The sequence below is a fragment of the Nitrosospira sp. NpAV genome (genome assembly GCF_000832065.1).
Taxonomy (GTDB): Bacteria; Pseudomonadota; Gammaproteobacteria; order Burkholderiales; family Nitrosomonadaceae; genus Nitrosospira.
In genome coordinates this window covers 26,896-52,162 of sequence record NZ_JXQM01000007.1, presented here as the reverse complement: position 1 = coordinate 52,162, position 25,267 = coordinate 26,896, and the positions used below count along the sequence as shown (strand labels likewise).

Genomic DNA, 25,267 nt, shown 5'->3' with positions numbered 1-25,267 from the left:
AACAGGGACGGCCCAGAGATTTCCTGAAACCCCAAGCGCCTTGTTTTAACCTGCGCATATATCCAGCGCTAACTTGCCGGGGTAAATGGCTTCGTCAGCTCGCCCTTCAGTAGGACTGCGGGACTCCGGATTCTCTTCGTTCCTTCGTTGAATACCAAAAAATATTCCCGGCATGACGTACGGCATGATAATTTCCGCCTGTTCGCCGCGATGGAATAATGGCGCTCGGAATATCCAGGTGGGGCATATTTGCTAAGCTTCTCAAGTGAAGTTCAGTTTTTTGACAACAGCGCGAAGAACAAATAACACGGGCTTGAAACGATAATGGTGAGTAAATGACGCGGTTGTTACCAATAATAGGCCTAGTACTGGCATTGCTGACACCCCCGGTTTTTGGCGGAGATTTTGAAGATGGAATGAAGTTTGTTCTCAACAAGAACTACGCCAAAGCGGTGGAATCTTTCAGAAAGGCCGCCGAGCAGGGAAATACGGATGCGCAATTCAATTTGGGGGTCATGTACGCCAAAGGCCGGGGCGTTCCCCAGGATTATCAGCAGGCGGTAGTCTGGTATCGCAAGGCGGCGGATCAAGGAGATGCGCCCGCGCAATCCATTCTAGGCTTCATGCATCTCAAAGGCCAGGGGGTCACGCAGGACTATCAGCAGGCCATGGCCTGGTATCTCAAGGCGGCGGAAAAGAACTATCCCGTTGCGCTATACAACCTGGGCGTCATGTACGCCAAAGGCCAGGGAGTTGCACAGGACTACCAACAGGCCATGACCTGGTATCTCAAAGCGGCGGAGGAGGGGCACGCTCCCGCGCAATCGATCCTGGGCTTCATGTATCTTAAAGGCCAGGGGGTTGCACAGGATGACCAGCAAGCCGCTTCCTGGTATAGAAAGGCCGCTGAGCAGGGCTTTGCAGATGCGCAATATGCGCTTGGCGTTCTGTATGCGAAGGGACGAGGAGTTGCGCAGGACGACCGGGAGGCCGTTTCCTGGTATAGAAAGGCCGCTGAGCAGGGTAACGCCGACGCTCAATATAATCTGGGGTTAGCCTACACGAAAGGACAAGGAACTACGCAAGACGAACGGCAAGCCGCATTCTGGTATCTCAAAGCCGCCGAGCAGGAGAGCACCCGGGCGCAGTTCAAGCTTGCTGTCTTATACGCCAGAGGCCGGGGAGTTGAGCAGAATGACGAGGAAGCCCTGTCTTGGTACCGCAAGGCAGCTGAGCAGGGATATGCTCCAGCCCAATTCAACCTCGGAGTCATGTATGCGACAGGCAAAGGCGTTACGCAGGATGACCACAAAGCCGTATCCTGGTATAGCAAAGCCGCCGAGCAGGGGGATGCGGATGCGCAATACAACCTGGGCGTACGGTACGATGACGGCCGCGGGATCAACAAGGACGAACAGGAGGCCTTGGTTTGGTATCGCAAGGCGGCCGAGCAAGGATACGCCAGGGCTCAATACAGCCTGGGCGTGAAGTATGACAACGGCTCAGGTGTTGCGCAGGACTATGAGCAGGCCCTGATCTGGTACCGCAAGGCGGCCGAACAGGGACACCCGGGGGCGCAAACCAATCTGGGTATGATGTACTACAAAGGCAGCGGGGTTAAACAGGACTATGTCGAAGCGGAAAAGTGGTTCCATGTGGCCAGCGCGGCGGGTTATGAAGATGCGAAATTGAACAGCGAACTAATGGCAAAGCTCATGACGCCGGAACAAATTGCCGAAGCGCGGAAACAAGCCGACGAATGGAAACAGGCACATCAAAAGTAATGTAATACATTTAATACTGAATTGGGATATGCCCGTCTTCCATCAAGAAGCGATGGCATCATGGCTAATGCAGCGCTTCACGCGGGGGCGGCAGAAAGCACCCCATGATAGCTCGTACCGGCAGCCTATTGGGACGGCGTACTACTCTTCTCCTTGGCAACAGGATTGCGCAGTGTATAGCCTTTCTCCTTCATCTTGTATCCGCCATAGGCCCCGGCTCCGCCAGCGACCAGATACCAGCAGCCGGAGAGCATTGGAAGCACAGCCAGCAACAGACCCATACAAACTATTCTTTTTATTTTCATCGCAATACTTCTAATCAAGGTTGGAAAACGATCCGCTTTTCGAGAGGGAATTTACCCCGCGGAACAGAAACTTGTCAATTGTGTCATCCACGGGCATGCGTTTTCGTTAATAATAACGCAGCGCGTATGGGAAACAATGATGCGCCGAATTCCGGGACGAGTATCATCTCGGCTTTACCAAACGTTCCGTGGATCATTCCATTTCCGGAAAGACTTTTGGGGGAGGTAATATCATGAGCCAGCCATCAAATTCTAACGCATGGATCAGGCGATTGACGATAATTGCCCTGGTCATGCTCCTGCCGGCATGTCAAACCGCGGACACGAAACGGACGGGTGGCCTGATTGGCAGCATTGCGGGCTCCATTGGGGGAAGCTATCTGGGCAGCTATCTGGGTGGAGGGACGGCGGGCCGCATCGCAGGCGCCGTCGCCGGAGGTCTGGCCGGCTACTATGTGGGCGCCAACATCGGGGGTTATCTTGGAAAAGAGGATGAACAAAAGATGGCCCAGGCATCCCAAACCGCGTTCGAGACGGGTCAACCTCAAACGTTCAGCAATCCGGATAGTGGCTTGAAGGGCAAGGCTGAAGTTGTCCCCTCAACTCGAACGGGGCAGCAGGACGATGACTGCAAGATGATCCGGCAAACCATCGTGCTCAAAGACGGAAAAACAGTTACCGAGGATGTAAAAAGCTGTAAAAATCCGCAGTGAAGGATTGCGGGAACCCCGTCTTTGGAAAGGAAATATCATGAACCACGCATTAAACGCTAACGCTTGGATGAAGTGGTTAATGATAATGGTGCTGATCACGCTCCTCCCGGCCTGTCAAACAGGGGATGCCAGACGTGTTGGCGGGGTGATCGGCAGCGTCACGGGTTCCATCGGGGGAAGCTATCTCAGCCGCTATCTTGGCGGCGGTACCGCGGGGCGCATCGCGGGCGCCGTGGCCGGGAGCCTCGCCGGCTACTATGTCGGCGCCTACATTGCGGGTTATCTGGGAGAAGAAGATAAACAAAGAATGGCCCAGGCATCACAAACGGCATTCAATACGGGTCAAACGCAGACCTTCAGTAACCCGGATAATGGCTTGATGGGCAAGGCGGAGGTTGTGCCATCGGCGCAGGTAGCAGCACAGCAGAATGGGGAATGCAAGACCATCAGACAAACCATCTTGCTCAAGGATGGGAAAACAGTTACCGAGGATGTGAGGAGTTGCAAGGAGTAAGAGCTGGGTTGTACATCATCTCATCTGTTTCTGTCAGTCATAACCAAACATCCATTCAGATGGCGCTGAACACATAGAAAGTGTGTCTGCCCGAGAAGCTCCTGAACTGTAGTGGTCGCGATGCCCATTTTCAGTAAACTTCGCGCCGATGCCCCCGTCAACCAAGTCTAAAGATTAACTGAACGATGGTGCCGAGTCGGGTATCTAAAATGGTCTACTTTCTGATTAAAGACGTGGGCCATGAAAATCATATTCGGCGCATTAATCATGATCGCACTGAACAGCCACGTGATGGCATACGACCGCAATCAGAGCACGGGTGAAGAGTGGCGGCAGCAACGCGAAACGGCAGAGACGTTAAGAATGGAACAGGCCGCCAAGCAGCGGGAAGCCGAATACAATAACCAAATGCAGCAGCTTGAGCGCCAGCAAAAAATCCAGCAGCAGGAAAAGGAATGGCGGCAAAGACAGCTTGAGGTTGAGCAATATCGCCTATGGCTTTGGACCCGTTAATATGTAGCCGACTCGAGCGGTCATAGGGCCGCGTGCTTCCAGCCGGGTCGTCCCATCCGGGTTCTATAACATGGCTAAGTAATGCTTGGCTAGGTATGCGGCCAGGAATTCCATGAGAGGATAACCCCGCTCCCATCGGTAAACAGTTCCTGCAGAATACCTCATCAATCACCTGGAAGCTTTTGATCAGTATCAATATGGCAATCGCGGTTAGCCCGGAGTCCACCCCGAGAAGCAATGGCGAGCCGCCCATGGCCAACAAATTACTGAATACGGCGATGCTTAAAACGCGCAGTCATGCCACCCGGAAAGGGAAACCTGTATCGTATTTTCTAGCCGGTGCCTCGATAATCTATCAAAGCATCAGGGCCTGACAATAAGGACGTTTATTTATCCTATACTGATCTCGATCCTGTCTGTTTTCGTGGAATAGGATACCGAGTCCATATGGATTCCGCAGCGTCGGCAAGGGCCGAGCGGGCCACACGAATAAATATCAGAATAAGACTTGGCTGAAAATGACCGAGTTTTGCATGAACCGATTCTCAAGGTGAATTAAACATTAAAGGGGGAGACAACCAAAGGAGGCATCCGATGGAACATACAGGCAAGACACAAAAGGAAAAAAGAACAGCGCTGATGCATATGAAAAACTCGCTGGCCACGCCCTTGGCGGGTATGGCCACAGTTCTATACGTTATATGGCAGTTAGTGGTGGAACAACAACTTTTCCTGCGCACATTTCTGGTGGAGCGCATGGGCAAACGCGGTGTAGCGAAACTACCGTTGGGATACGGCAATGTGCTGGCGCTGAAGAGCATCATGCTGTATCAGCACTTGTCCCATAATCCAGACGCGCTGCGGGGTATCCGTCGGCGGACGGAACAGCGGATACTGCGGCGATTGCAGAACCACCGCGTCCCGCGCAGGCAAATCCAGGCCATTCTCGAATATGGGCCCGGCGAGATCGAACCGCGCCGGTTTTATCGCGAGCACGTTAAACAGTCCATCCCGTGCGTACTGCGCGGATTTGTAAAAAACGCAGCCGCAGACTGGACCCTCGCAAGGCTAGCTGAACGATTTCCAGATACCGTGGTGCAGGCTTTGGACAAGGGCACCAAGAAGATGGTAAATACCTCGCTGCGTCAGATTGCTGAGGATGGTCGCCGTAATTTCATCCCACAACAATTACTGCTTGACCAGAACCCTGTTTTTTATGAATATTTTGGTATCCCACGCTCACAGGGATACTTCCCTGTCATGGGAAGGCCGTCAAAACCTGTTCTGAGCTTCCTGATTCTTGGCCTGGGAAAAGGGTTGAACGCCAACTACCACTGCGAGGAAGGTCCCAACTGGTATCTAGCCGTATCTGGATCAAAACGCTGGACGTTGATTGAGTCCGAATATTCCTGGCTGTTGTACCCCACGGCGCGCGGGAATGGGATGCGACGATTTGCAGAGTTCAGCGCCGATGAAAATGGAGAACCAAGCGACCGCAATGCTTACGCACTGGTTGAATACGCGCCACGCTATGAGTTCGACCTGCACCCAGGTGATGTCTTGTTTTTTCCGGCATGGATGTGGCATAAGACAATCAACCTCCATGAAGAGGGCCTGGGAATCACCTGTCGGTACACCGCGCCGACGGAGATCTCGAACAGGTATTTCCGAGGCCTGCAACTACTCTCGGGTGGTTTCTGGAAAAGCTGCGTTGAAGTCATCAGCTGCAGCATACGCGGCAATATTGCCGATCTCGCCGCCGACACCGAGCACAACGAGCAGGAAACCGCGCTGTACTGAAAGAACCCGCCCCCGCCTCTGATGTATGAATATGACGGCTTCAATGGATAGCTGATAAATTGAAACTGTTGGCAGGAGTTCTTCATGAATCTCCAAGCGCAAGGATTTTCCGCGAACGAAGGTACCCGTGAAGGTATTCGATATGCCACAGGCTAGATAATGTGGCATTCACGTGCCGAGGTATCAGATTAACCGAACCTCATGCAAATTAATCTAACCGACCCGGTCGATGATGTTAGCAAGCCGCAGTTACGCATTTTGGGGAAACTGGGTGCTTGGCCACCCTTTTACGGTGCTATCAACAATGGTTGCGCTCGGTATTTTGGCCGCTCACTACACAGTCGGCCATTTGCGAATTGATACCGATACCACCAACCTGATTGCTCCCGATGCGCCTTTTCAGCAATATCGGCGCCATTATGAACAAGCTTTCTCTCAGGATTTGAGCACGCTGCTGCTGGTGGTCGAGTCGGAGACGCCTGAACTGGCCAAATCCGCCAGCAGGAGGCTGCTGGACCTGCTCAGCAACGACACGGATCACTTCAATTCGGTCTACACCCCTAATGACAACGAATTTTTCCGTCAGAACGGCCTGCTTTATCTGGATACTGATGAGCTGCAGACGTTGTCCAACAACCTGTCTGCCGCCCAGCCGTTTATCGGCCGAATTGCTCAGAAACCCAATCTGACAGGGTTTTTTTCCATTCTTGAGGATGCCCTGAAGGCGACAGATAAAGCAGCAACAGAAAAGAACCAGGTCGTGCCTATTGACTGGGCCTCGCTAGCCGACAAGGTTTCCCTTGCTTTGCACAAAACACTCAATGGTGAAAATGTCTTGCTTTCCTGGGAATCATTGATTGCTGAAAAGAAAAGACATTCCGGCAAGGGGTTTATCATTGTTTCGCCCAAGCTCGATCATTCGGACATTCGTCCCGCCCAAGCTGCGATCGAGGCTATCCGCAAAGCCGCGGCGGATATTCAGGATCCCGGTCTGCCGGCTGTCAAGGTGTGGGTGACGGGCGAAGTCGGCCTTGAAGATGATGAGCTTGCAGGTATGAGCAGCGGCACTTTTACCGCCAGCGTTTTCTCCGTCGTACTGGTGTTATTAATCTTATTGGTTGCCTACCGATCCGTTTTACTTACGGTAGCCACGTTGCTGACCCTGGCCTTGGGCATGCTTTTCTGTGGAGCGTTTGCAGCTATTGCGGTAACGGAATTAAACCTCATTTCAGTTGCTTTTGCGGTGTCCAATATCGGCCTTGGCGTGGAATATGCCATTCATTTTTGCTTGCGCTATCGGGATAATTTGAACGCTCATGCCGATAAGGAGCTGGCGCTACGTGATACTTTCATGACCGTGGGGCCCTCGCTGTTACTGGCCGCTGGCACCACATCCATCGGGCTTTATGCGTTTATACCGACTGATTACAAAGGCGTTGCCGAGCTTGGGCTGCTGGCAGGAACCAGCCTGTTTATTTGCTTGTTGATCACGTTGATTTCCCTCCCGGCGCTATTAAAAATCTTGCCGGCTCCGCGGAAGTTCGGGTTGGAAAAAGGTCGACATCCACTCTCAGATCTATCCAGGAAACTGGCGGCCTTGCCGCTCCGTTATGCCAAAGCGGTTTCCGTTGCGACCCTCGTTTTGGCTCTGATCTCCATCATATTGGCATTTAATGTGAGAATTGATTTTAATCCAATCGACCTTCGCGACCCGAATACCGAATCGGTAATTGCGTTCAAAGAATTGATGGCGGACGAGGAAACCACGCCGCTGACATTGAATGTACTGACCAAGGATGAAAACAGCACCAAAATCCTGCAACAAAAGCTGTCGGCATTGGCTTCGATTGATAAAACCATCAGCCTTTTCGATCTTCAGCCCACGGACCAGGATGAAAAACTGGCCGTGATTGAAGAGGTGGGGCTGATACTCGGTTCGCAAGGACAGCAGTTCCCCCAACTTGAAACCGATGCCGACCCTGTTCCCGGTATCACGCGTTTGATAAAAGCCATTGATGTCCTCCTGCCCCAAAAAACCAGTGACCGTGACCGCGAATCATTGACACGCTTAAAAAAAGAATTGGGGGAAACTCTGACCGAACTTGAGGCACGGCCAGAGCCCAGCCGGAAATCTTTCGTTGAAAAAATTCAGACTGCGCTGCTCGGTACCTTGCCGCCGGTCATGAAAGAATTGTCAGTAAGTCTGGAAGCCAGAAATATTAGTCTGACCGATCTGCCCCCCGATATCAGGGAACGCTGGCTGAGCAAGGACGGTTTATTCCGCGTGCAGATCTTTCCAAAAAAAGACCTGAATGATCTGGCCAATCTCAAGGAATTCATTGCCGAAGTGCAATCGGTTGCACCGGAAACAACCGGCCTGCCGATTATATATTGGGAATCCATGAAGGAAGTCGTCCAGGCTTTTCAGCAGGCTATTGTGATTGCCCTGGTTGCCATTGCAGTGGTATTGCTCGCCATCCGGCGCAGCTTTCCGGATACCGCGCTCGTCATGGCGACGCTTATACTGGCAGGACTCTTTACCATGGCCAGCGCGGTACTCACCGACACCCCCATTAATTTTGCCAACATCATCGCCCTGCCTCTGTTATTGGGACTGGGGGTCGACAACGGCATCCACATGCTCGTAAAGCTGCATTCGCTTTCCGAAGAGGAGAATATCTATCAATCCAGTACCGCCAGAGCCATATTTTTTGGAGCGCTGACCACTTCCTCCAGCTTTGGGGGATTGGCATTCTCGCCGCATTCAGGTATCTCCAGCATGGGCTTGATCATCACCATGGGCATATTCTGGATCATGGTTTGCACGTTTATCATCCTTCCTGCACTGAGTAAACTGATATTAAGCGAGAAGGAAGATATACGGCTACGATGAGCGGGTAAACGCCAGGCTGCCAGAACCCGCAGCACGGGCATTTATGGATATTGGCGCGCTGAACACGAATCGAACGTGTGATCTACCCCTTAGGAGTTTCCCGGACTCATTTTTCCAACCTGTTTATCTGCCCATTTGTTTAGAATTTCTTTATAGCCACAAGGAGGATCAGAAATGACAGACACCGCCATTCAAAATCGTGCCGCCGGTGCCATTATGGGTGCTTTCATAGGTGATGCCCTTGGCGTTGGCCCCCACTGGTACTATGATTTGGACGAACTCCACCGGGACTATGGCGACTGGATCACCACCTATACCGATCCCAAGCCGGGCCGCTACCACGAGGGGCTGAAGGCTGGTCAGTCCTCGCAGGCCGGTATTATTCTCAAGCTCATGCTCCGCTCGCTGGTCGAGCGGGAGGGGTATGACGAAGCAGATTTCTGCCGGTGTATGGATGAAGAGCTTTTTCCCCTGCTTGACGGCACTCCGGCGAACGGGCCTGGAGGATACACGAGCCAGTCCATCCGTAACGCTTGGCGCAAGCGCGTCCAGGAGGGTCTGCCTTGGGGACAAACAGGCGGCAATGCCGATACTACTGAAGCCATCGAACGCACGCTGGCGCTGGCGGTTCGCTATGCGATGGAGCCCCGGAAACTGGCTACCGTTATTTCCGATAATGCCCGCCTTACCCAGATAGACGATGTCGTGTTATCGATGACGGTCGCTTATGGTGCCGTGCTTAGCCTCCTGGTTCAGGGACACAAACTTGACAAGAACCTCTCTGATACCATGATGCGGTTGGTAAAAAAGGGCCAGCTACCTTTTCACGTGGTGACTCACTCGGATCTGCAGCCACCCCGCCCCGGCGATCCGGACCCTCCGCGCGCAGGAAGATTCGCTTCACCCGACGCCCTGCTCACGCCATCGTACGTTGCCACCGCCGCGACCGATCCTGCTATCCCGATAGAACCTGCCTGGAAGGTGTCCTTCGTATACGGCATGCCCTGTGCCATCTACCACCAACTTCCGGCAGCTTACTACCTAGCCGCCCGCTTCCCTCACGACTTCAAATCGGCTGTGCTGCATGCCCTGAATGGCGGCGGGCAAAACCAGGCCCGCGCCATTTTGACCGGGGCTCTCGCCGGTGCCCAAACCGGGCTGACTGGTATTCCCCAGCACTTCCTGGATGGGCTGGAAGAAGGTGAAACACTCACAAAGCTTGCAATCGACCTGGCGGCGAAAGTCGGCGATCCCACCGGTGCCAGCGAGAGCTAAAACGTCTATCAACACGGAAATGATCGAAAGGTAGCAACAGGTAGGGGACTCTTAGCTTTCACAAATCGGTTATCTCCTCAAGATTTTCCCTTAGAAGACTTGGGGACTTTTGAGATAGCGGAGTTTCGGCGGAACAATTTTGGTTTGTAAGATGCAGAAAGGAGATATTCATGAGCAATTTTATTGTTGTTATCTTCCCCACAGAAAAACAGGCATACGAAGGCAGGAAAGCACTCAGGGAACTTCAGGATGAAGCCAAGCTCACCATCTACGGAATGGCGCTCATCAATAAGGGAACTGACGGCAATGTTGCGATGAAGGACGAAGCTGGCGAAGCACCAAGTGCAACGGCAGTAGGTGCAGTTGCGGGTAGCCTGATTGGTCTCTTGGGAGGACCGGTGGCACTTGCCATAGGTGCAGCCGGAGGTGTTTTTCTCGGGCAGTTGGTGGATGCCTTCAATTATGGAGTCGGCATGGGGTTTGTTGAAGAAGTATCCCGGAATCTAAGCCCCGGAAAAAGCGCTCTGGTCGCCGAGGTTGACGAGTACGGGACCGTAGGGCTCGACCTAAAGATGGAAGCGCTGGGCGGAATTGTAGTTCGCCAATGGCGCGTGAATGTGGAGCAAGACCTGATTGGGAATGACATCCGCTGTCGCAAGTCCGAACTTTTGGATCTCAGGACGGAGTATGAGCAAGCGGCGGAGGAACACAAGGCGCGATTGAAAGTCAGGATCGGGGTTGCCGAGGCCAAACTTAGAACCGCCCTGGAAAGCGAAAAGGCCAAGGTGGAAAGACTAAAACAGCAGGCAGACGTAAAGATCAAGGCTCTCCAGAAGCAGATTGCAATGGCAAGCCCGGAAACCAGAACCAGAATTGAGCATCGGCTTGGGGAAATTCAAACAGAATCAGAAAAGCTTTCCACAAATCAAGGTTCACGTTAAGCCAGTGACATCGATATCCCGCCTTGCCATGCATCTGCGAAAACACTAACACTCAGCTTACTCAATTGTCTGATGTCTGCTAGGCGGGTAGTGGCCTATAACAGGTTTAAGTGAGCGGAAGAAGAAGGCTCGTTGCTTTTATGGCTGTAAACGGACAATCGGCTTTATGGTCAAGCCTTTCTCGCTGTCCTCCGCAGCCTGATTGATTTGGTCGAGCGGGTAGAATTTCACCAGCTTGTCGAAAGGAAACCTCCCGTCCCGATAGAGCTCGACTAAAGCCGGAATGAAAAGGTCGGGCTTGCTTTCGCCTTCGACAATACCGATGATGCGCTTCCCCGCCGTCATTAGGCCATTAACATCGAAGCTGGCCTCGGTACCCAAGGCAGGGGCACCGACGATCCCGCAACTGCCTCCAATTGCCAGTGCATCGATCGCCTGCCGTAAAACTGCTGGCCTGCCGCTGGATTCAAGCGTGAAATCGACACCTCCTCCGGTAATTTCACGCACCGCTGACACGGGATCGGTTTCTCGACTGTTTACGGTATGAGTGGCGCCCAACTCTTTTGCCAGTTCCAACCGGGCAGGCACCACATCCACGGCAATGATCATCGTTGCCCCTACCACCCGTGCCGCCATGATCGCACTCAATCCCACCGCGCCACCCCCAAAGGCCGCAAAACTGCTGCCAGGCGTGACCTTAAGCACATTGATGACTGCCCCCGCGCCGGTCTGGATGCCGCAACCAAGGGGGCCTAGCATTTCCAGCGGGACATCCCGCGGCACTTGGATTACGTTGCGCTCATGCACCACGGCGAAGGTGCCGAAGGACGACTGCCCGAAGAAATGGTCGTGAACAGGCCCACCATTCCCGTCGTGCGTGGCCGTGCTGCCATCTTCGCGCGCACCGCCAAAATTCAACGGGTAGAAATTCTCGCAATAGGTCAGGTCTCCGCGCAAACAGGGTTTGCAATGCCCGCACCACATGTAGGTGAGTACCACGTGGTCACCTACCTGCACTTTTTTCACGCTGCTTCCAATTTCTTCGACCACTCCCGCTCCCTCATGACCGAGCACAATTGGCAGGGGCACTTCATAGAGCTGGTCGCGCGCAACCATGTCGGTATGGCACATGCCGGTGGCCACGATCTTGATCATTACCTCGTCCGGGCGGCAATCGTCCAGCGTCAAATTCTCGACCTGAAACGGTCCACCCTTGCGGCGAACCACTGCACCCCTGATTTCTTTCATTTTTGCTGGCCCTTCGAAAGGTTTGTAAAAGAATCCGTATTCCTGTTGCAAAGCGTGCGTCGAGCCACTGCGCACGCCAGGCGCATGAGGAGGATCGCGAAACGAGAGGCCCTCCCTCTCGACCATCTGCCTATCCCTCGTTCGAATACGTACCGCCCATTAGCGGATGCCCGATTTCCCCGGTGCGAGAATTCCGTTGGGATCGAGCGCGTCCTTGAGTATCTTGTTGACCTTACGCTGGATCGGTCCGTACGTATCCGCCACTTTGTCCATAAATGCCGTATTGACGCGGTAAGTCCCGTATCCCAGCGCTGAAAAGGTCGTCAAAAGTTCATCAAAGCACTGATACGCCGCTTTCACCTGTTCCGGATTGGTCTTGTCGTACAAGACATCCACCACATGGTGCATGTCGCGCATGCCGACGATGAATTCGCCTGAGTAATCCAGCCCGTATTTGCCAAGGATCTGCTTGGTCACGGACATTTGCTTGAGCGTTTCTGTGCCACGAGCCTGGGAAACGGGCGCAAACCACATAGAACCTCCACCCCCGCGCCAGTTGTACAGGGAAAACTCCTTGAGCGTCAGATCTCCGCGCATGAGCTTCGCTCGATATTCAAATGCGGGATCGCTACCCGCCTCCTTCTCGGTCAATATCTTCGCCTTGTCGGATTTGCCGAATGCCTGTGTCACGATCTTCCAGTTCACGTCGACCTGTTCCTGGGTGCCATACAGCGCCGCATAAACGTTCCAGATACCCAGGTTGTGATCTTTCGTAATCTTGCGAATCGCTTCATCCGGGATCGCCCCGGGCCCGGTAACATAATCACCTCGCCGTGCTTTTGTCGGTGCCTCATACAATGCGTGAGCGATGACCACAGCATTGGGAATAATCCCATTGATGCGTAGCGGCCGAATGGTCTCCACGATTTCCACGATATCTTCTTCGTTCTGGTACTGGATAACGAACGGCTTGAAAACCGGAGGGGCGGGCATGAGCCAGAAGCCAAATTTGGTGACGATGCCATAATTGGACTGGGTGAAGATCCCGTCCAGGTAAGGGCCATATCCCCACTTGAAAACCTGCCATGTATTGGAGTTGGGCATCGATCCCATGCCGGTGCGCAGGACATCGCCATTCGCCAGCACAACCTCCATGCCACATGCATACATGAAATGCTCGCCGTAGGGCGTATACCCCACTCCGCGATCCAGCGTATTGCCGACCGGCCCCGCTATTGCGGAGGGAGCCGGGAAGGATAGCCATAAGCCCAGCTTGCGTTCGGCTATATAGTCATAGAGCTGTTGATAAGTAACCCCCGGCTCGACGAGAGCATAGGCCAAGTCCTTGTCGACCTCGAGAATGCGATTCATGCGCTTAAGATCCAGCACCACTTGCCCGCGCTCGGCGGGGGCTGCACCGCCATATCCGAGATTCTTGCCGGTCGAGATGGTCCATATCGGTACTTTGTACTGATTACAGATCCCCACGATCTTCTGGATCTGCTCGACGGTGGTGGCTATCAGGGCAGCGGAAGGCGCATGCTCGGAATCGGGAACCGGCATCATGGTCTTGATGTAGGGCGCGAGCTGTTGCGGGCTGGTGAGGACGAAGGCTTCCCCGAGAATGCCGCGAAATTCTTTTATCGCGGTATCGAATATCTGTTCAGAGACGCCCTTGGGCAGCGCAATATATTTACCGGCCATTGTTTTTTCTCCTTGGCGCCATATTAGGTATCGAACACGAATGAAGTGAACGGCTCCGCCACAGCCAGCCTCCTGTCGTGTTTCCCGGCCGCCGATCGATGCACGAACGCTCGGCTGCAGCAGGGCCCGTTAATCAGACTCTCCTCACTCAGCGCCGCGACAGTGACGGCATGCCCTACCGATTCAACCCATCCGTAACGCGGGTGCCCGTTGCCACGTGCCGCAAATATGCCCGCTTCGTGCGCCGGCTCCCGCTGCGAAACAGGTTGCCATGTTCCCGCGGGGTTCCAGCCGAGCGATGCGCACCCGTCGGAGGGCGAAAGGCCCGAGCAATGAAGATAGACCGCGTCTGCTCCCGAAGCGGGACTCGCATCTGCGCTCTTGAGCCTGAAGTTCAGGAAGCCGGGTATGCTGTTTGACATTGTCATGGTCCCGGCGGACTGCGCCTGCGAGGATAAAAAATTTTCCACGATGGAAAAACTGCTTTGATTCGAAACGAGACTTGAAGCAAGAACACTTCCCGCCGCATGCGGCGGCGATGCGGCACTCCATACATGACGGAATTCGGAAACGCTTGGTAAACTTCGCCAAGTGCCATCGGAAGAAGCGTGCGAACCGAGCAAGATTAGTCTTCCACTGGCATTGCGTACCAGTTCGGTGAAAATCGCCGCGCTGCCATCATCCATCACGGCAACCCAGCGAGTATTGCGGGATTTTTCCAGCAGCCGTATCACGAGCTCATAATCGTTGAGCAGACCGCCTTTCAATTTTATCACCTGTGGCAAGAGACCCATACCTGCCGCCACCGCTCCATTGCCCCGAGCCGCATGTTGAACGGCCGTGTGGAAACCGGCAGCAAACGCACCATCCACGCCTGTATTCCCCAATAGCAAGCCGAATTTCTCGGCTCTTCCAATGGGCGCACTGGCGAATGCCCCAGGCGGGATACCCAGCGCCAGTAACGTACCGCCTGTCAATACGCCTTTCATAAGATTACGTCTGTTAACGTCCATGGATCGGCCTCCCTGCCATTGACTCAGTTTTTCGAGATGTATTCCGCCACCTTTTCCAGCGAGGTGTCATCGATTTCGGAAGAACGGAAGGAGGGCATGGCGCGCAGTCCATCGCGCACAATGGTACGAACGTAGGCGGCGGGAAGATGGCGACCACGGATAACGGGTCCTACCTTGGTTTCATGGCAATGACCGCAGACTTTGGCATAGACTTCGGTCCCATCCTTCCACTCGAACCCGACGCTGGAATCGTTCTGAGATTGGGCCCATGCGGTATTCGCTACCAGCCCAACGGTAACTGTCCCCGCCAGCAGAAAACCGGAGGCTGTGCCTCGCAATATTATTTTCCTCATATCACCTCCTCTGGAAAGATAAATATGTACCGGCGCTCATCCGGCCACGAGCATTTGCTAGTCCGGTTTTAAAGCCAGCCGACCGCTACCCTGCTCTAAAAAAGGAAAAATGCCGGAATCTAATGCCCACTAGTTCAACAATAGATCAGCGAGAAAAAAATACAAGGTTAAAACCAGCTCAATGTCAGTATTTGAATGAGCAGATCTGAATTTGAATGGACGTGATCTAGCAGGAGCTATATGCAAAAGATATATCCAATATTAGCTCACCACTGGCAGCTCATCCCTCTCTCCCGTGTAGTCGGGACTCTTGAAGCTGCGCCGCATGGATCAGCTTCGGTCAACTCCCTCTGATGCGAAATGTACGGCGCTGCGTCGGTATTTGCTGTTGATCCTGTCCACGATATCCATAGCCTGCCTGATCTGTTGGATGAATACGCGAAGAGGTCGGTCTGCTGGCCTTCCTGCGAAACCAGCTCCGACAGCATCACACCTGCTTTCTGGTAATAGACACTGGGATGGTAGATCTTCTTCAGCAACCACAGCGCTGCATTCGTGATTTGAAGACTGCATTCCGTGGGGGCTGGCAATGCAATCGTCTGGGTCCTCCCATAGAGCTCGGCCTGATCAAACGGACTATTCTGGATGAATACCGAGACTGTGTGCCGGCCCTGAGCATAGCACTATTAGCCGCATCACGCTTGTACGAACCGGATCTTGGTCAAGGCGTGCACATATCGCAGTCGTGTTCTGGTTTTTATGGTTGAGGCTCTTGCCGATGATGGCAAGGCTGCTCCTTGCTTGGCCTCCAGATAGCATGCCGACGAGCTGCCGGAAACGGAAGATTTAGGGCTTTGCTAGTATAGGACGTAGTCCCTGGGTAACCCCAATGGATTACGATTAACGGATATGAACCTAAGCCTCTGAATTTATGGCGCCCTGAACACGAATCGAACGTGTGACCTACCCCTTAGGAGGGGGTTGCTCTATCCACTGAGCTACCAGGGCGCTAGCTGCATTTTACGCTAATATGCCGGTATGAATAAACCGGACGCAGCTCCTGACGAAAGCCCCGCCGCGCGCGGAAAGCTGCCCCGTACCGTCGTTGTTCTCGGTTTCGTCAGTTTCTTCAATGATTTCGCTTCCGACATCGTCATCCCACTCATTCCCCTATTGCTGGCAACGGTGCTGGCTGCCGGGCCGCTGGCTTTGGGGTTTATCGAAGGTGTCGCCGACGCGGTGGCGAGCCTGCTCAAGCTGTGGTCGGGACGGCATTCGGATGTCATGAGCGGGCAGCGCAAGGGGTTGGCGGTGGCAGGATATACGCTTTCCAATATCGCTCGACCGTTGTTGGGGCTGGCCGGTTCGTGGCCAATGATTCTGGTGTTGCGCAGCATCGACCGCGTAGGGAAAGGGTTGCGTAGCGCGCCGCGCGATGCGCTGGTGGCGGATGCGACACCGCCCGCGATGCGCGGCTATGCCTTCGGTTTTCATCGTGCGCTGGATAATGCGGGAGCGGTGGCAGGAAGCCTGGTCGCGGCCGCCGCGCTGGCGTGGGCAGGCATGAGCCTGACCGAGGTGATACTCTGGTCGGCAGTGCCGGGTTTTGTCGCGGTGCTGCTGCTGGGCGCGGGCGTAAAGGAACAGAAGCAAGAAAAGGCCGCCGCTGTCCATGCTCCGGCGGTACTGCCGCCTTTGCGTTGGGCGGTGCTATCCGTGCCGATGCGCCGGTATCTGCTGGTGCTGATGCTGTTTACATTCGCCCGCGCCTCGGAAACTTTTATTCTGCTGCTGGGGCACCAATTGGGCGTGGGGGTAGTCGAATTATTGTTGCTATGGTCAGCCTTGAATTTGGCCAAGGCGGCCACCTCCACCTGGGGCGGGCAATTGGCCGATAGCTGGGGGCGCGGTGCGCTGATGCTGATCGGATGGACAACATTTTCGATCTCGTTTTTGCTGCTGGGCACGATTACGGATAGCATCGGGCTGTGGACAGTAAGCATTTTTTACGGTCTTTGCGCGGGCATGAGCGAAGGCGCGGAACGGGCGATTATCAGCGATTACGCGGAACCTCGCGAACGCGGAACGGCTTTCGGCTGGTATCATCTGATGGTGGGTATTGCGGCGATTCCGGCGGGATTGCTGTTCGGCTCCCTCTGGCAGTTCCAAAGCGCGGAGATAGCGTTCTTTTTTGCCGGCGGGCTGGCGGCTTTTGCCGCGCTGTTGTTGCGGTTTTGGGCCTGGCCGGTCAGGAAACTGGATGGAGTTGATAGATAGAGTTTGGTGGGGTATGAAATGTGTTAAATGATGTACGCGAGAAGGAAGGTCAGCATGAGGATGGCACTACTACCTCTTGCTCCGTCATTCCCGCGAAAGCGGGAATGACAGGTTGAGTTTCCACCTTTGCAAGAAATGCCATTGGGATTATGTGGATTATATTCATTACAATCCGGTCAAACATCAACATGTTAAGCAGGTCGCGGATTGGCCGTATTCCACGTTTCATCGTTATGTTGAAACCGGCGCATACTCCAGAAATTGGGCTGGAAGCGATGAGTCAGGCGACGTGGAGTTTGGGGAGATATGAATGATGGGTTGCGCTTTGCTTCACCCATCCTACGAAAATTTATGGGGGATTTATGAAAATACTTTCGATCCTTGCACCATTGATGGCAATGGTTCTATTTTTTGGGAGTCAGGCCGCACGTGCCGAACCACTCGAGGTGGGCCAGCCGGCGCCGGATTTCAGCCTTCCCGACCAGAGCGGCAAAGTCCATAAGCTTGCGGATTATCGCGGCAAGTGGCTGGCGTTGTATTTCTATGTCAAGGACGACACGCCCGGCTGCACCGAGCAGGCGTGCAAGTATCGTGATGATATCCATCAGCTGACCGATCTGGGTGCGCAAGTTGTCGGTGTGAGCGTGGACAATAGCGCCAGTCATGCCAATTTCGCCAAGAAATATAATCTGCCCTTCCCGCTTCTGGCGGATAGCAAGGGCGAAACCGCCGCGCGCTACGATTCGCTGCGGGGCGATGGCAGTATGGCCAAGCGCAATACTTTCCTGATCGACCCGCAAGGCAGGATTGCCAAAGTTTATTTATCGGCCAGTACTTCGCGCAATTCTGCTGAAGTGATCGAGGATTTGAAGAAACTGAAGGGTTCGTGAACGGGTCATAGCTGGTGGCGGATTATGCGGCTTTGGATTTTGCGATTCGATCATTAGGAATATCATCATGGCAAAATTGACCGAAGACCAGTTGGTACAATTGAAAACAGCGTTGCAACAACGCTATCTGGAATTGCGGGAGGAAGTCCGCAGCGAACTGGAACGTTCGGGCGAGCAGCATTATATTGACCTGGCGGGTAGCGTGACCGATGCCGGCGACGATTCGGTAGCGGACATGCTGGTGGATGTTGGCGCTGCAATCGTGGACCGTCAGGTACATGAGATGCGCGAAGTGGAAACCTCTTTAAAACGACTGGCGGAGCTGAATTTCGGGGAGTGTATCGATTGCGGCGATGAAATCGGTTTTGATCGGCTCATGGCTTATCCTACCGCACAGCGATGTGTACGTTGCCAGAATCAGCATGAGAAAACCTATTCCCACGAACAAAATCCTACCCTTTAATTGTGGTAGCCGCGTGGGGCAGCGGGATCATCGATGCGGGGCGTTATCCCGCGTTTCCAGATGCAAATACCTTGAGCAGTACCAGCACGGCACCGCTGCCGCCGTCTTCCGGTCTGGCCTGACAGAAAGCCAGTACGTCATCGCGCTGCGAGAGCCAGCTTCCAATCCTGACCTTCAATACCGGCTCGTGAGACTTTGAGCCGAGGCCCTTGCCGTGTATCACCCGCACGCAACGGAAACCGCGTTGGGTACCGGCATCCAGAAAAGCCACCAGTTCCTTGCGCGCTTCATCACGCGTATATCCATGCAAGTCGAGTTGTGCCTGAATTCCCCAATGGCCGCGCCGCAACCGCCGCAAGGTCTGGCGTGAGACACCGGGGCGCAGGAATGACCACTCGTCTCCTGCTTCCATTTCCAGCGAGATATGATCTGAAAGCGAGTCATCCGGCACGGTTTGTTCGTCATGCGGAATCTGACGCGGGACGGGTTGGGGTCGCCTGCTGGTATGGAGCGTCTTGTCAGATTTGGGCAGCAGCGCTACATCCTGAACCGCTATGCGGAACAATGCGGAATCGTCATCGACGATTCCGGATACGGCTGCATCCTCGGTTGTAGGCACGGTTGAAGACTTCTTGCCCCGCCGTTTCATATAAATTTCTCAAGCCGCGGTTGCCCGATGGTTACTCAACCCGAGACATCAAGATACTTTTCAGCATCCAGCGCCGCCATGCAACCGGTTCCCGCACTGGTCACCGCCTGGCGGTAGATATGATCCTGCACATCCCCCGCGGCGAATACGCCCGGGATGCTGGTTGCGGTGGCATTACCCTCGTTTCCACTCTTGGTCAGGATGTAGCCATTTTTCATTTCCAGCTGCCCCTGGAAAATATCGGTATTGGGCTTGTGGCCGATGGCGATGAATACGCCTTGCAACGCCACGGTCTTGCCGGCGCTGTCGTGAGTGCTTTTAATGCGCATGCCGTTAACGCCGGAATTATCCCCCAGCACTTCGTCCAGCACGTGGTTGAGTTCCAGCTTGACGTTGCCGTTTTTCACCCGGTCCATCAATTTATCGATCAGGATTTTTTCCGAGCGGAATTTGTCGCGCCGATGTACTACCGTGACATTCCGTGCAATATTCGACAGATAAAGGGCCTCTTCCACCGCCGTGTTTCCGCCGCCCACCACCGCGACATCCTGTCCCTTGTAGAAAAACCCGTCGCAGGTGGCGCAACCCGATACGCCCCTGCCCATATACGCTTCCTCCGACGGCAGCCCCAGGTACTGTGCGGAGGCCCCGGTGGCGATGATCAGTGCATCGCACGTGTACGTGCCTTGATCGCCGATCAGCGTGATGGGTTTATCGGTAAGTTTGGCGGTATGAATGTGATCGAAAATGATCTCGGTGTTAAAGCGTTCCGCATGTTTCTGAAAGCGTTCCATCAATTCCGGGCCTTGCACACCCATGGCATCCGCCGGCCAGTTATCGACGTCGGTAGTGGTCATGAGCTGGCCGCCCTGGGCCATGCCGGTGATGAGTACGGGCTTGAGGTTGGCACGCGCGGCATAAACTGCCGCACTATAACCGGCGGGACCGGAGCCGAGGATGAGGAGGCGAGAGTGTTTGCTTGTCATAGTACGATATATGGGATTTATTATTAAAAAAACAAGTTTCCGGCTGATGCTACAAGCGTTGTTCAACCCACCCGGCCACGCTCTCCAACGCGGCAGGCAGATTATCGGGCCGGGTTCCCCCTGCCTGGGCCATGTCGGCGCGCCCGCCGCCCTTGCCGCCCACCTGCAAGGCAACAAAATTAATCAGTTCACCCGCCTTGACTTTCGCCGTGAGATCGGCGCTGACACCCGCGATCAGCTTGACGCTTTCCGCTTCCAACGCGGCCAGTACGACGACACAGGATTTGAATTTATCCTTGAGCTTGTCCAGCGTTTCGCGCAGCGTCCTCGAATCCGCATCTTCTAGACAGACCGCCAGGACTTTAACGCCTTTCACCTCTCGTACCTGTCCGGCGAGATCATCGCCTTGCGAGCTGGCAAATTTCGATTTCATGCGCGCAAGTTCTTTTTCGAGATGTTTTACGTTATCCAGGATTTGGCCAATGCGTGCGGCGGCTTCCCGCGGCTGCGCCTTCACCGCATCCGCGACATGCTGCAATTGCGCTTCCTGTTGCTGGATATAAACCAAAGCGCCCTCGCCGGTCACCGCTTCCACGCGGCGCACTCCCGCCGCCACCCCGCTCTCGGCAACGATTTTGAACAATCCGATGTCGCCCGTGCGCTTGACGTGTGTGCCGCCGCATAACTCACGCGAGGAGCCAATATCCAGTACACGCACTTCGTCGCCATATTTCTCGCCGAACAGCATCATCGCACCGGTTTTCTTGGCATCCTCTATCGCCATCATGCGCGCCCCGGTGGCCGCGTTGGTCAAAATTTCCGCGTTGACCAGAACTTCGACCTTGCGAATTTCGTCATCCGTCATGGGCTGGTTATGCGCGAAATCGAAGCGCGTTTTATCGGCATCGACCAGCGAGCCCTTTTGCTGCACATGAGCGCCCAATACCTCCCGCAGGGCCTTGTGCATCAGGTGGGTAACGGAATGATTGCGCTCGGTGCGTGCCCGGGCCACCGGGTTGACCTTTGCCAGCACCTTGTCGCCGATCACCACCCGCCCGCTGCGCAGCAGCCCCTTGTGGCCGAATACATCCGCCTGAATTTTTTGCGTATCGGATACGGCAAAGGTGCCGTTGGCGGCCAGCAGCTCCCCGCAATCGCCTACCTGTCCGCCGGATTCCGCATAAAACGGGGTATGATCCAGCACAACCACTGCCTCATCCCCGGCTTCAATGAAATCTACCTGGCTACCTTCCTTGTAAAGGGCGAGAATTTGACCTTCGTGTTGCAAGCTTTCGTACCCATGAAACTGGGTTCGACGTTCACTATATTTAATTCCATCCTGTATGTCGGTAAATCGACTAGCCGCTCGTGCGTGTTCTTTCTGGCGAGCCATTGCAGTCTCGAAACCTACCACGTCCACGACTACCCCGTGTTCACGACATACATCTTGAGTAAGATCAAGAGGGAAGCCATAGGTATCGTGTAGCTTAAATACGAGATCTCCAGGAATCCTTCTAAAAGACTCCAGTTCTATTTGAGGGACAAGAAACTCTTTATATGGAAAGTCGCTTCCTGCAAGAAGGGCCGCAAATCGGAAGGGAATTTCAGAACCGACGAAAACTACGTATATCTCCGCATATGAAAACGGATCGTTCTTGAACGCATATATAGATTTGTATATACGGTCATACGATACGTTATCTTCTTCACCTAAAACAACCTCAACTGGAATTTCCTCTCCGCTATCGCTAATTAAAGCACCGTCAAAAGCGTAGTTCATTCCCACAACGTCCATATGCTTCAAAACCAGCCCTGTCTTTCCTGAGAGCCAGCGCAACACAAAATTTTCTTCGGAAGTCGCATAACTGAGTATTCGCATTCCGGTTTCGATTGTGATGAAGAAACGCTCTTCCTCCTGTTTCAGCACGGCCGCTATGCGGGCCTTGGCTTCAACCAATTCCGGATAGGCCGAGCCCATCGCTTTCGCCAGATCTTCCACTAGCGCATAAAAGAATGGCTGATTCTGGCCCAGCTTATAGCCGTGGCGGATGGCGCGGCGGATAATGCGCCGGAGAACGTAGCCCCGCCCCTCGTTGCCGGGAATCACGCCATCGGCGATGAGAAAGGAGCAGGCACGGATGTGGTCGGCGATTACTTTGAGCGAATTACTGGATAAATCAGTTGTATTCGTAATCTGCGCCGCCGCCTTGATCAAATCCTGAAATAAATCGATTTCATAATTGCTGTGAACCTGTTGCATGACCGCGGATATACGCTCCAATCCCATGCCGGTATCTACCGACGGCTTGGGCAACGGGTGCAGTGTGCCGGCGCTATCGCGGTTGTATTGCATGAACACGAGGTTCCAGATTTCGACATAACGGTCGCCATCCGCTTCCGGCGTGCCGGGCGGGCCACCTGCAATATCCGGACCGTGATCGTAAAAAATTTCTGAACAGGGACCACAGGGACCGGTATCGCCCATCTGCCAGAAATTATCCGTGGTGGCAATGCGCGTGAAGCGCGACGAAGCAACTCCCACCTCGTTGAGCCAAATGTCGGCGGCTTCGTCATCCTCGGCATAAACCGTGACCCATAATTTTTCCTGCGGGACCTTGAGCGTAACGGTAAGAAATTCCCAGGCAAATTTGATGGCGTTGCGCTTGAAGTAATCGCCAAAGCTGAAATTGCCCAGCATCTCAAAAAAGGTATGGTGCCGCGCGGTATAACCCACATTCTCCAGATCATTATGCTTGCCGCCCGCGCGGACGCAGCGCTGCGAACTCGTCGCGCGTACATAGGGCCGCTTATCCTGGCCGAGAAATACATCCTTGAACTGCACCATTCCCGCATTGGTGAACAGCAGCGTGGGATCGTTCGCGGGAACGAGGGGGCTCGACGCAACCACCGTGTGGCCGTGCGATGCAAAAAATTCGAGAAATTTTTGTCTTATTTCGCTGCTTTTCATATCGGCTTCATGTGAATATATGAGGTAGCGGCTAACGCCGCGATATCTCCGTTACCGTCATTCCCAGCGATTCGCCATTGATAATCGCAATATTCGCCACCTTCACCTTGACGGTGATTTTTTCGTTCATCTTGGGCAGATCGGCTTCCGTCAGGATGGCAATCTCTCCGCTATCGTCCTTCAATACATAAGATTTCGTATTAAATAACGGAATCCGCGTGGGATCCTTTGCGATACCCCGCAGCGTGACTTCCTTGCCGTCAAAATTGGCGGGAGATGTATTGATTTCGTTAATGGACGTCGCATTGATGGCATCGCAGCCACCGAGCAGAATCCCTATAAAGGCCGCCACTACAATCTGAACAACACAATTCCTCACGCTTCTTCCTTATCAGCATGGCGCAATACCTGACGTATTACTTCCGCCGTAAATCCCCGCCCCATGAGGAAACGCATTTGCCTGCCAAGCTCTTTCGCATTGGCGGGCATCGCACCGAACTTTTTCCGCCATACTTCGCGCGCGTTCTCCTGCTCGGTTTCCCTGATATTGGGCAACGCCGCGGCAATTAAATTCTCCGCGATACCCTTTTCACGCAACTCATGCACAATCCGTTGACTGCCGAACTTGCTTTTACGCATGTGTATCACCTGCTCCACCATGCGCGCGGCTGACAGAAAACCGCGTTGTTCGAGTGTATCCAGCAGGGAAGAGAGTTCTTCGGGAGTTTGCGCATGGGGCGCGAGCTTTCTTTCGAGCTCAAGCCGGGAGTGTTCCCGCCGCGCCAGATAGCCCAAGGCGCGGGTTCTCAGGTTCGGCTCGATACGCCGCGGCGATTTCACGGCAGCCCGCGATTATTCCACGTCAGCGGTTTCGGCCTGATTGGCGACTCCCACGGCCGCGCGGATCTTCGATTCGATTTCCATCGCCACGTCTTGATGCTCTTTCAGATACTCGCGGGCATTATCCTTGCCCTGGCCTATTTTATCTCCCTTGTAGGCATACCAGGCGCCAGATTTCTCGATCAGCTTGTGTTGCACGCCCAGCTCGACGATTTCCCCTTCCCGCGAAATCCCCTCGCCATAGAGAATATCGAATTCGGCCTGCTTGAATGGGGGGGCAACTTTATTCTTGACCACCTTGACGCGGGTTTCGCTGCCGATCACCTCATCGCCTTTTTTGATGGAGCCAGTCCGGCGTATGTCGAGACGCACCGATGCGTAGAATTTCAATGCGTTGCCGCCGGTGGTTGTCTCCGGGCTGCCGAACATGACACCGATTTTCATGCGTATCTGGTTGATAAAAATCACCATGGTATTGCTGCGCTTGATGTTGGCGGTAAGCTTGCGCAACGCCTGCGACATGAGTCTCGCTTGCAGGCCCATTTGAGGCTCGCCCATCTCGCCCTCGATTTCCGCCTTGGGCGTCAAGGCGGCGACCGAATCCACCACCACCACATCGACGGAGCCCGAGCGTACCAGCATGTCGGCAATTTCCAACGCCTGCTCGCCGTTATCGGGTTGAGATATCAATAATTCCTGTACATTGACGCCGATCTTTTGCGCGTATTGCGGGTCCAGGGCATGTTCCGCGTCGATGAATGCCGCGGTGCCTCCCATTTTCTGCATTTCGGCGATGACTTGCAGGGTAAGAGTGGTTTTGCCGGATGATTCCGGTCCGTAGATTTCAATGACCCGTCCTCGTGGCAGCCCTCCCACGCCCAGCGCGATATCAAGCCCCAACGAACCGGTGGAAATTACTTGGATGTCTTTGGCGACCTCGCTGGCACCCAAACGCATGATCGAGCCTTTGCCGAACTGCTTCTCGATCTGGGAAAGCGCCGCCGCCAGCGCTTTGCTTCTGTTTTCGTCCATGGATTTTCCTTTTAAGAATGGGGCTGATTATCGCATATGTGATCCAGCGCGGGAAGGCAAGGGCAAATGACAACGGGTTCGCAACGGGTTCACTGGGAGCACGATT

At 54.2% G+C, this 25,267-nt stretch carries 23 protein-coding genes, 1 tRNA gene and 1 pseudogene; 11 read left to right on the top strand and 14 right to left on the bottom strand.

Going from position 1 to position 25,267, the window contains the following annotated elements:
• The first annotated feature begins 335 nt into the window (after positions 1 to 335).
• On the top strand, positions 336 to 1,784 hold the full coding sequence (locus SQ11_RS05160) for an SEL1-like repeat protein (protein ID WP_052494002.1): 1,449 nt from the start codon (positions 336 to 338) through the stop codon (positions 1,782 to 1,784).
• A 125-nt stretch (positions 1,785 to 1,909) separates the two neighbouring features.
• Here SQ11_RS05160 and SQ11_RS17180 read toward each other — a convergent pair whose 3' ends face one another.
• Complete coding sequence (locus SQ11_RS17180) at positions 1,910 to 2,089, bottom strand: hypothetical protein (RefSeq protein ID WP_041513093.1); 180 nt, start codon at positions 2,087 to 2,089, stop codon at positions 1,910 to 1,912.
• Between the two features lie 233 nt (positions 2,090 to 2,322).
• Between SQ11_RS17180 and SQ11_RS05150 the strand changes: the two genes are divergently transcribed.
• The 7 genes from SQ11_RS05150 to SQ11_RS05115 all read left to right on the top strand — a co-directional run bounded on the left by SQ11_RS05150 (position 2,323) and on the right by SQ11_RS05115 (position 10,738).
• Positions 2,323 to 2,802, top strand: coding sequence for a surface antigen protein (locus SQ11_RS05150; protein ID WP_041513092.1), 480 nt, complete (start codon positions 2,323 to 2,325; stop codon positions 2,800 to 2,802).
• Between the two features lie 37 nt (positions 2,803 to 2,839).
• A complete protein-coding gene (locus tag SQ11_RS05145) occupies positions 2,840 to 3,316 on the top strand; it encodes a hypothetical protein (protein ID WP_232297904.1) in 477 nt (158 codons plus the stop codon).
• Between the two features lie 240 nt (positions 3,317 to 3,556).
• The gene (locus SQ11_RS05140; protein WP_041513090.1) at positions 3,557 to 3,829 is read left to right on the top strand and encodes a hypothetical protein; all 273 of its coding nucleotides are present in this window, start codon (positions 3,557 to 3,559) and stop codon (positions 3,827 to 3,829) included.
• Between the two features lie 645 nt (positions 3,830 to 4,474).
• A complete protein-coding gene (locus SQ11_RS05130; RefSeq protein WP_232297903.1) occupies positions 4,475 to 5,629 on the top strand; it encodes a cupin-like domain-containing protein in 1,155 nt (384 codons plus the stop codon).
• A gap of 271 nt (positions 5,630 to 5,900) precedes the next feature.
• Positions 5,901 to 8,522, top strand: coding sequence for an MMPL family transporter (locus SQ11_RS05125; protein WP_198140801.1), 2,622 nt, complete (start codon positions 5,901 to 5,903; stop codon positions 8,520 to 8,522).
• A 174-nt stretch (positions 8,523 to 8,696) separates the two neighbouring features.
• Entirely contained in the window at positions 8,697 to 9,797 is a 1,101-nt protein-coding gene (locus SQ11_RS05120) for an ADP-ribosylglycohydrolase family protein (protein WP_041513086.1), read from the top strand.
• Between the two features lie 170 nt (positions 9,798 to 9,967).
• Positions 9,968 to 10,738: a DUF1269 domain-containing protein gene (locus SQ11_RS05115; RefSeq protein WP_041513085.1), complete on the top strand. Its 771-nt coding sequence runs from the start codon at positions 9,968 to 9,970 to the stop codon at positions 10,736 to 10,738.
• 138 nt (positions 10,739 to 10,876) lie between these two features.
• Here the strand turns inward: SQ11_RS05115 and SQ11_RS05110 are convergent, their stop codons facing one another.
• The 7 genes and pseudogenes from SQ11_RS05110 to SQ11_RS05090 form a co-directional block, all read right to left on the bottom strand.
• Positions 10,877 to 11,986, bottom strand: coding sequence for an NAD(P)-dependent alcohol dehydrogenase (locus SQ11_RS05110; RefSeq protein ID WP_041513214.1), 1,110 nt, complete (start codon positions 11,984 to 11,986; stop codon positions 10,877 to 10,879).
• Positions 11,987 to 12,145: 159 nt separating this feature from the next.
• The gene (locus SQ11_RS05105; RefSeq protein ID WP_041513084.1) at positions 12,146 to 13,690 is read right to left on the bottom strand and encodes an FAD-binding oxidoreductase; all 1,545 of its coding nucleotides are present in this window, start codon (positions 13,688 to 13,690) and stop codon (positions 12,146 to 12,148) included.
• A gap of 23 nt (positions 13,691 to 13,713) precedes the next feature.
• Entirely contained in the window at positions 13,714 to 14,703 is a 990-nt protein-coding gene (locus tag SQ11_RS05100) for a hypothetical protein (RefSeq protein ID WP_156972413.1), read from the bottom strand.
• A gap of 23 nt (positions 14,704 to 14,726) precedes the next feature.
• On the bottom strand, positions 14,727 to 15,056 hold the full coding sequence (locus SQ11_RS05095; RefSeq protein WP_041513082.1) for a cytochrome c: 330 nt from the start codon (positions 15,054 to 15,056) through the stop codon (positions 14,727 to 14,729).
• 330 nt (positions 15,057 to 15,386) lie between these two features.
• Positions 15,387 to 15,467, bottom strand: coding sequence for a DUF4113 domain-containing protein (locus tag SQ11_RS18215; protein ID WP_368730364.1), 81 nt, complete (start codon positions 15,465 to 15,467; stop codon positions 15,387 to 15,389).
• Between the two features lie 92 nt (positions 15,468 to 15,559).
• A pseudogene (locus tag SQ11_RS18210) lies at positions 15,560 to 15,703 on the bottom strand (DNA polymerase V subunit UmuC); the annotation flags it as partial.
• A 285-nt stretch (positions 15,704 to 15,988) separates the two neighbouring features.
• A tRNA-Arg gene (locus tag SQ11_RS05090) sits at positions 15,989 to 16,064 on the bottom strand.
• 30 nt (positions 16,065 to 16,094) lie between these two features.
• Between SQ11_RS05090 and SQ11_RS05085 the strand changes: the two genes are divergently transcribed.
• The 3 genes from SQ11_RS05085 (at position 16,095) to SQ11_RS05070 (ending at position 18,686) form a co-directional block, all read left to right on the top strand.
• Positions 16,095 to 17,333 (top strand): MFS transporter, encoded by a 1,239-nt coding sequence (locus tag SQ11_RS05085; RefSeq protein WP_052494001.1) that lies wholly within the window; start codon positions 16,095 to 16,097, stop codon positions 17,331 to 17,333.
• A 362-nt stretch (positions 17,334 to 17,695) separates the two neighbouring features.
• Complete coding sequence (locus SQ11_RS05075; protein WP_041513080.1) at positions 17,696 to 18,223, top strand: peroxiredoxin; 528 nt, start codon at positions 17,696 to 17,698, stop codon at positions 18,221 to 18,223.
• Between the two features lie 67 nt (positions 18,224 to 18,290).
• Positions 18,291 to 18,686 (top strand): TraR/DksA family transcriptional regulator, encoded by a 396-nt coding sequence (locus SQ11_RS05070; RefSeq protein WP_041513079.1) that lies wholly within the window; start codon positions 18,291 to 18,293, stop codon positions 18,684 to 18,686.
• Between the two features lie 43 nt (positions 18,687 to 18,729).
• Here SQ11_RS05070 and SQ11_RS05065 read toward each other — a convergent pair whose 3' ends face one another.
• From SQ11_RS05065 to recA, 6 genes are read right to left on the bottom strand one after another with little or no spacing between them, the layout of a single operon-like run.
• Positions 18,730 to 19,335, bottom strand: a complete 606-nt coding sequence (locus SQ11_RS05065) for a Smr/MutS family protein (protein ID WP_041513078.1) — start codon at positions 19,333 to 19,335, stop codon at positions 18,730 to 18,732.
• 35 nt (positions 19,336 to 19,370) lie between these two features.
• Positions 19,371 to 20,321, bottom strand: a complete 951-nt coding sequence (trxB, locus tag SQ11_RS05060; protein WP_041513077.1) for a thioredoxin-disulfide reductase — start codon at positions 20,319 to 20,321, stop codon at positions 19,371 to 19,373.
• Positions 20,322 to 20,370: 49 nt separating this feature from the next.
• Positions 20,371 to 23,289: an alanine--tRNA ligase gene (alaS, locus tag SQ11_RS05055; RefSeq protein WP_041513076.1), complete on the bottom strand. Its 2,919-nt coding sequence runs from the start codon at positions 23,287 to 23,289 to the stop codon at positions 20,371 to 20,373.
• Positions 23,290 to 23,320: 31 nt separating this feature from the next.
• Positions 23,321 to 23,668, bottom strand: coding sequence for a hypothetical protein (locus tag SQ11_RS05050; protein ID WP_041513075.1), 348 nt, complete (start codon positions 23,666 to 23,668; stop codon positions 23,321 to 23,323).
• Positions 23,665 to 24,129, bottom strand: coding sequence for a recombination regulator RecX (gene recX, locus SQ11_RS05045; protein WP_052494000.1), 465 nt, complete (start codon positions 24,127 to 24,129; stop codon positions 23,665 to 23,667). The genes SQ11_RS05050 and recX overlap by 4 nt, the downstream gene beginning before the upstream one ends.
• Before the next feature lie 12 nt (positions 24,130 to 24,141).
• Positions 24,142 to 25,161: a recombinase RecA gene (recA, locus tag SQ11_RS05040; RefSeq protein WP_041513074.1), complete on the bottom strand. Its 1,020-nt coding sequence runs from the start codon at positions 25,159 to 25,161 to the stop codon at positions 24,142 to 24,144.
• Between the last annotated feature and the right edge of the window lie 106 nt (positions 25,162 to 25,267).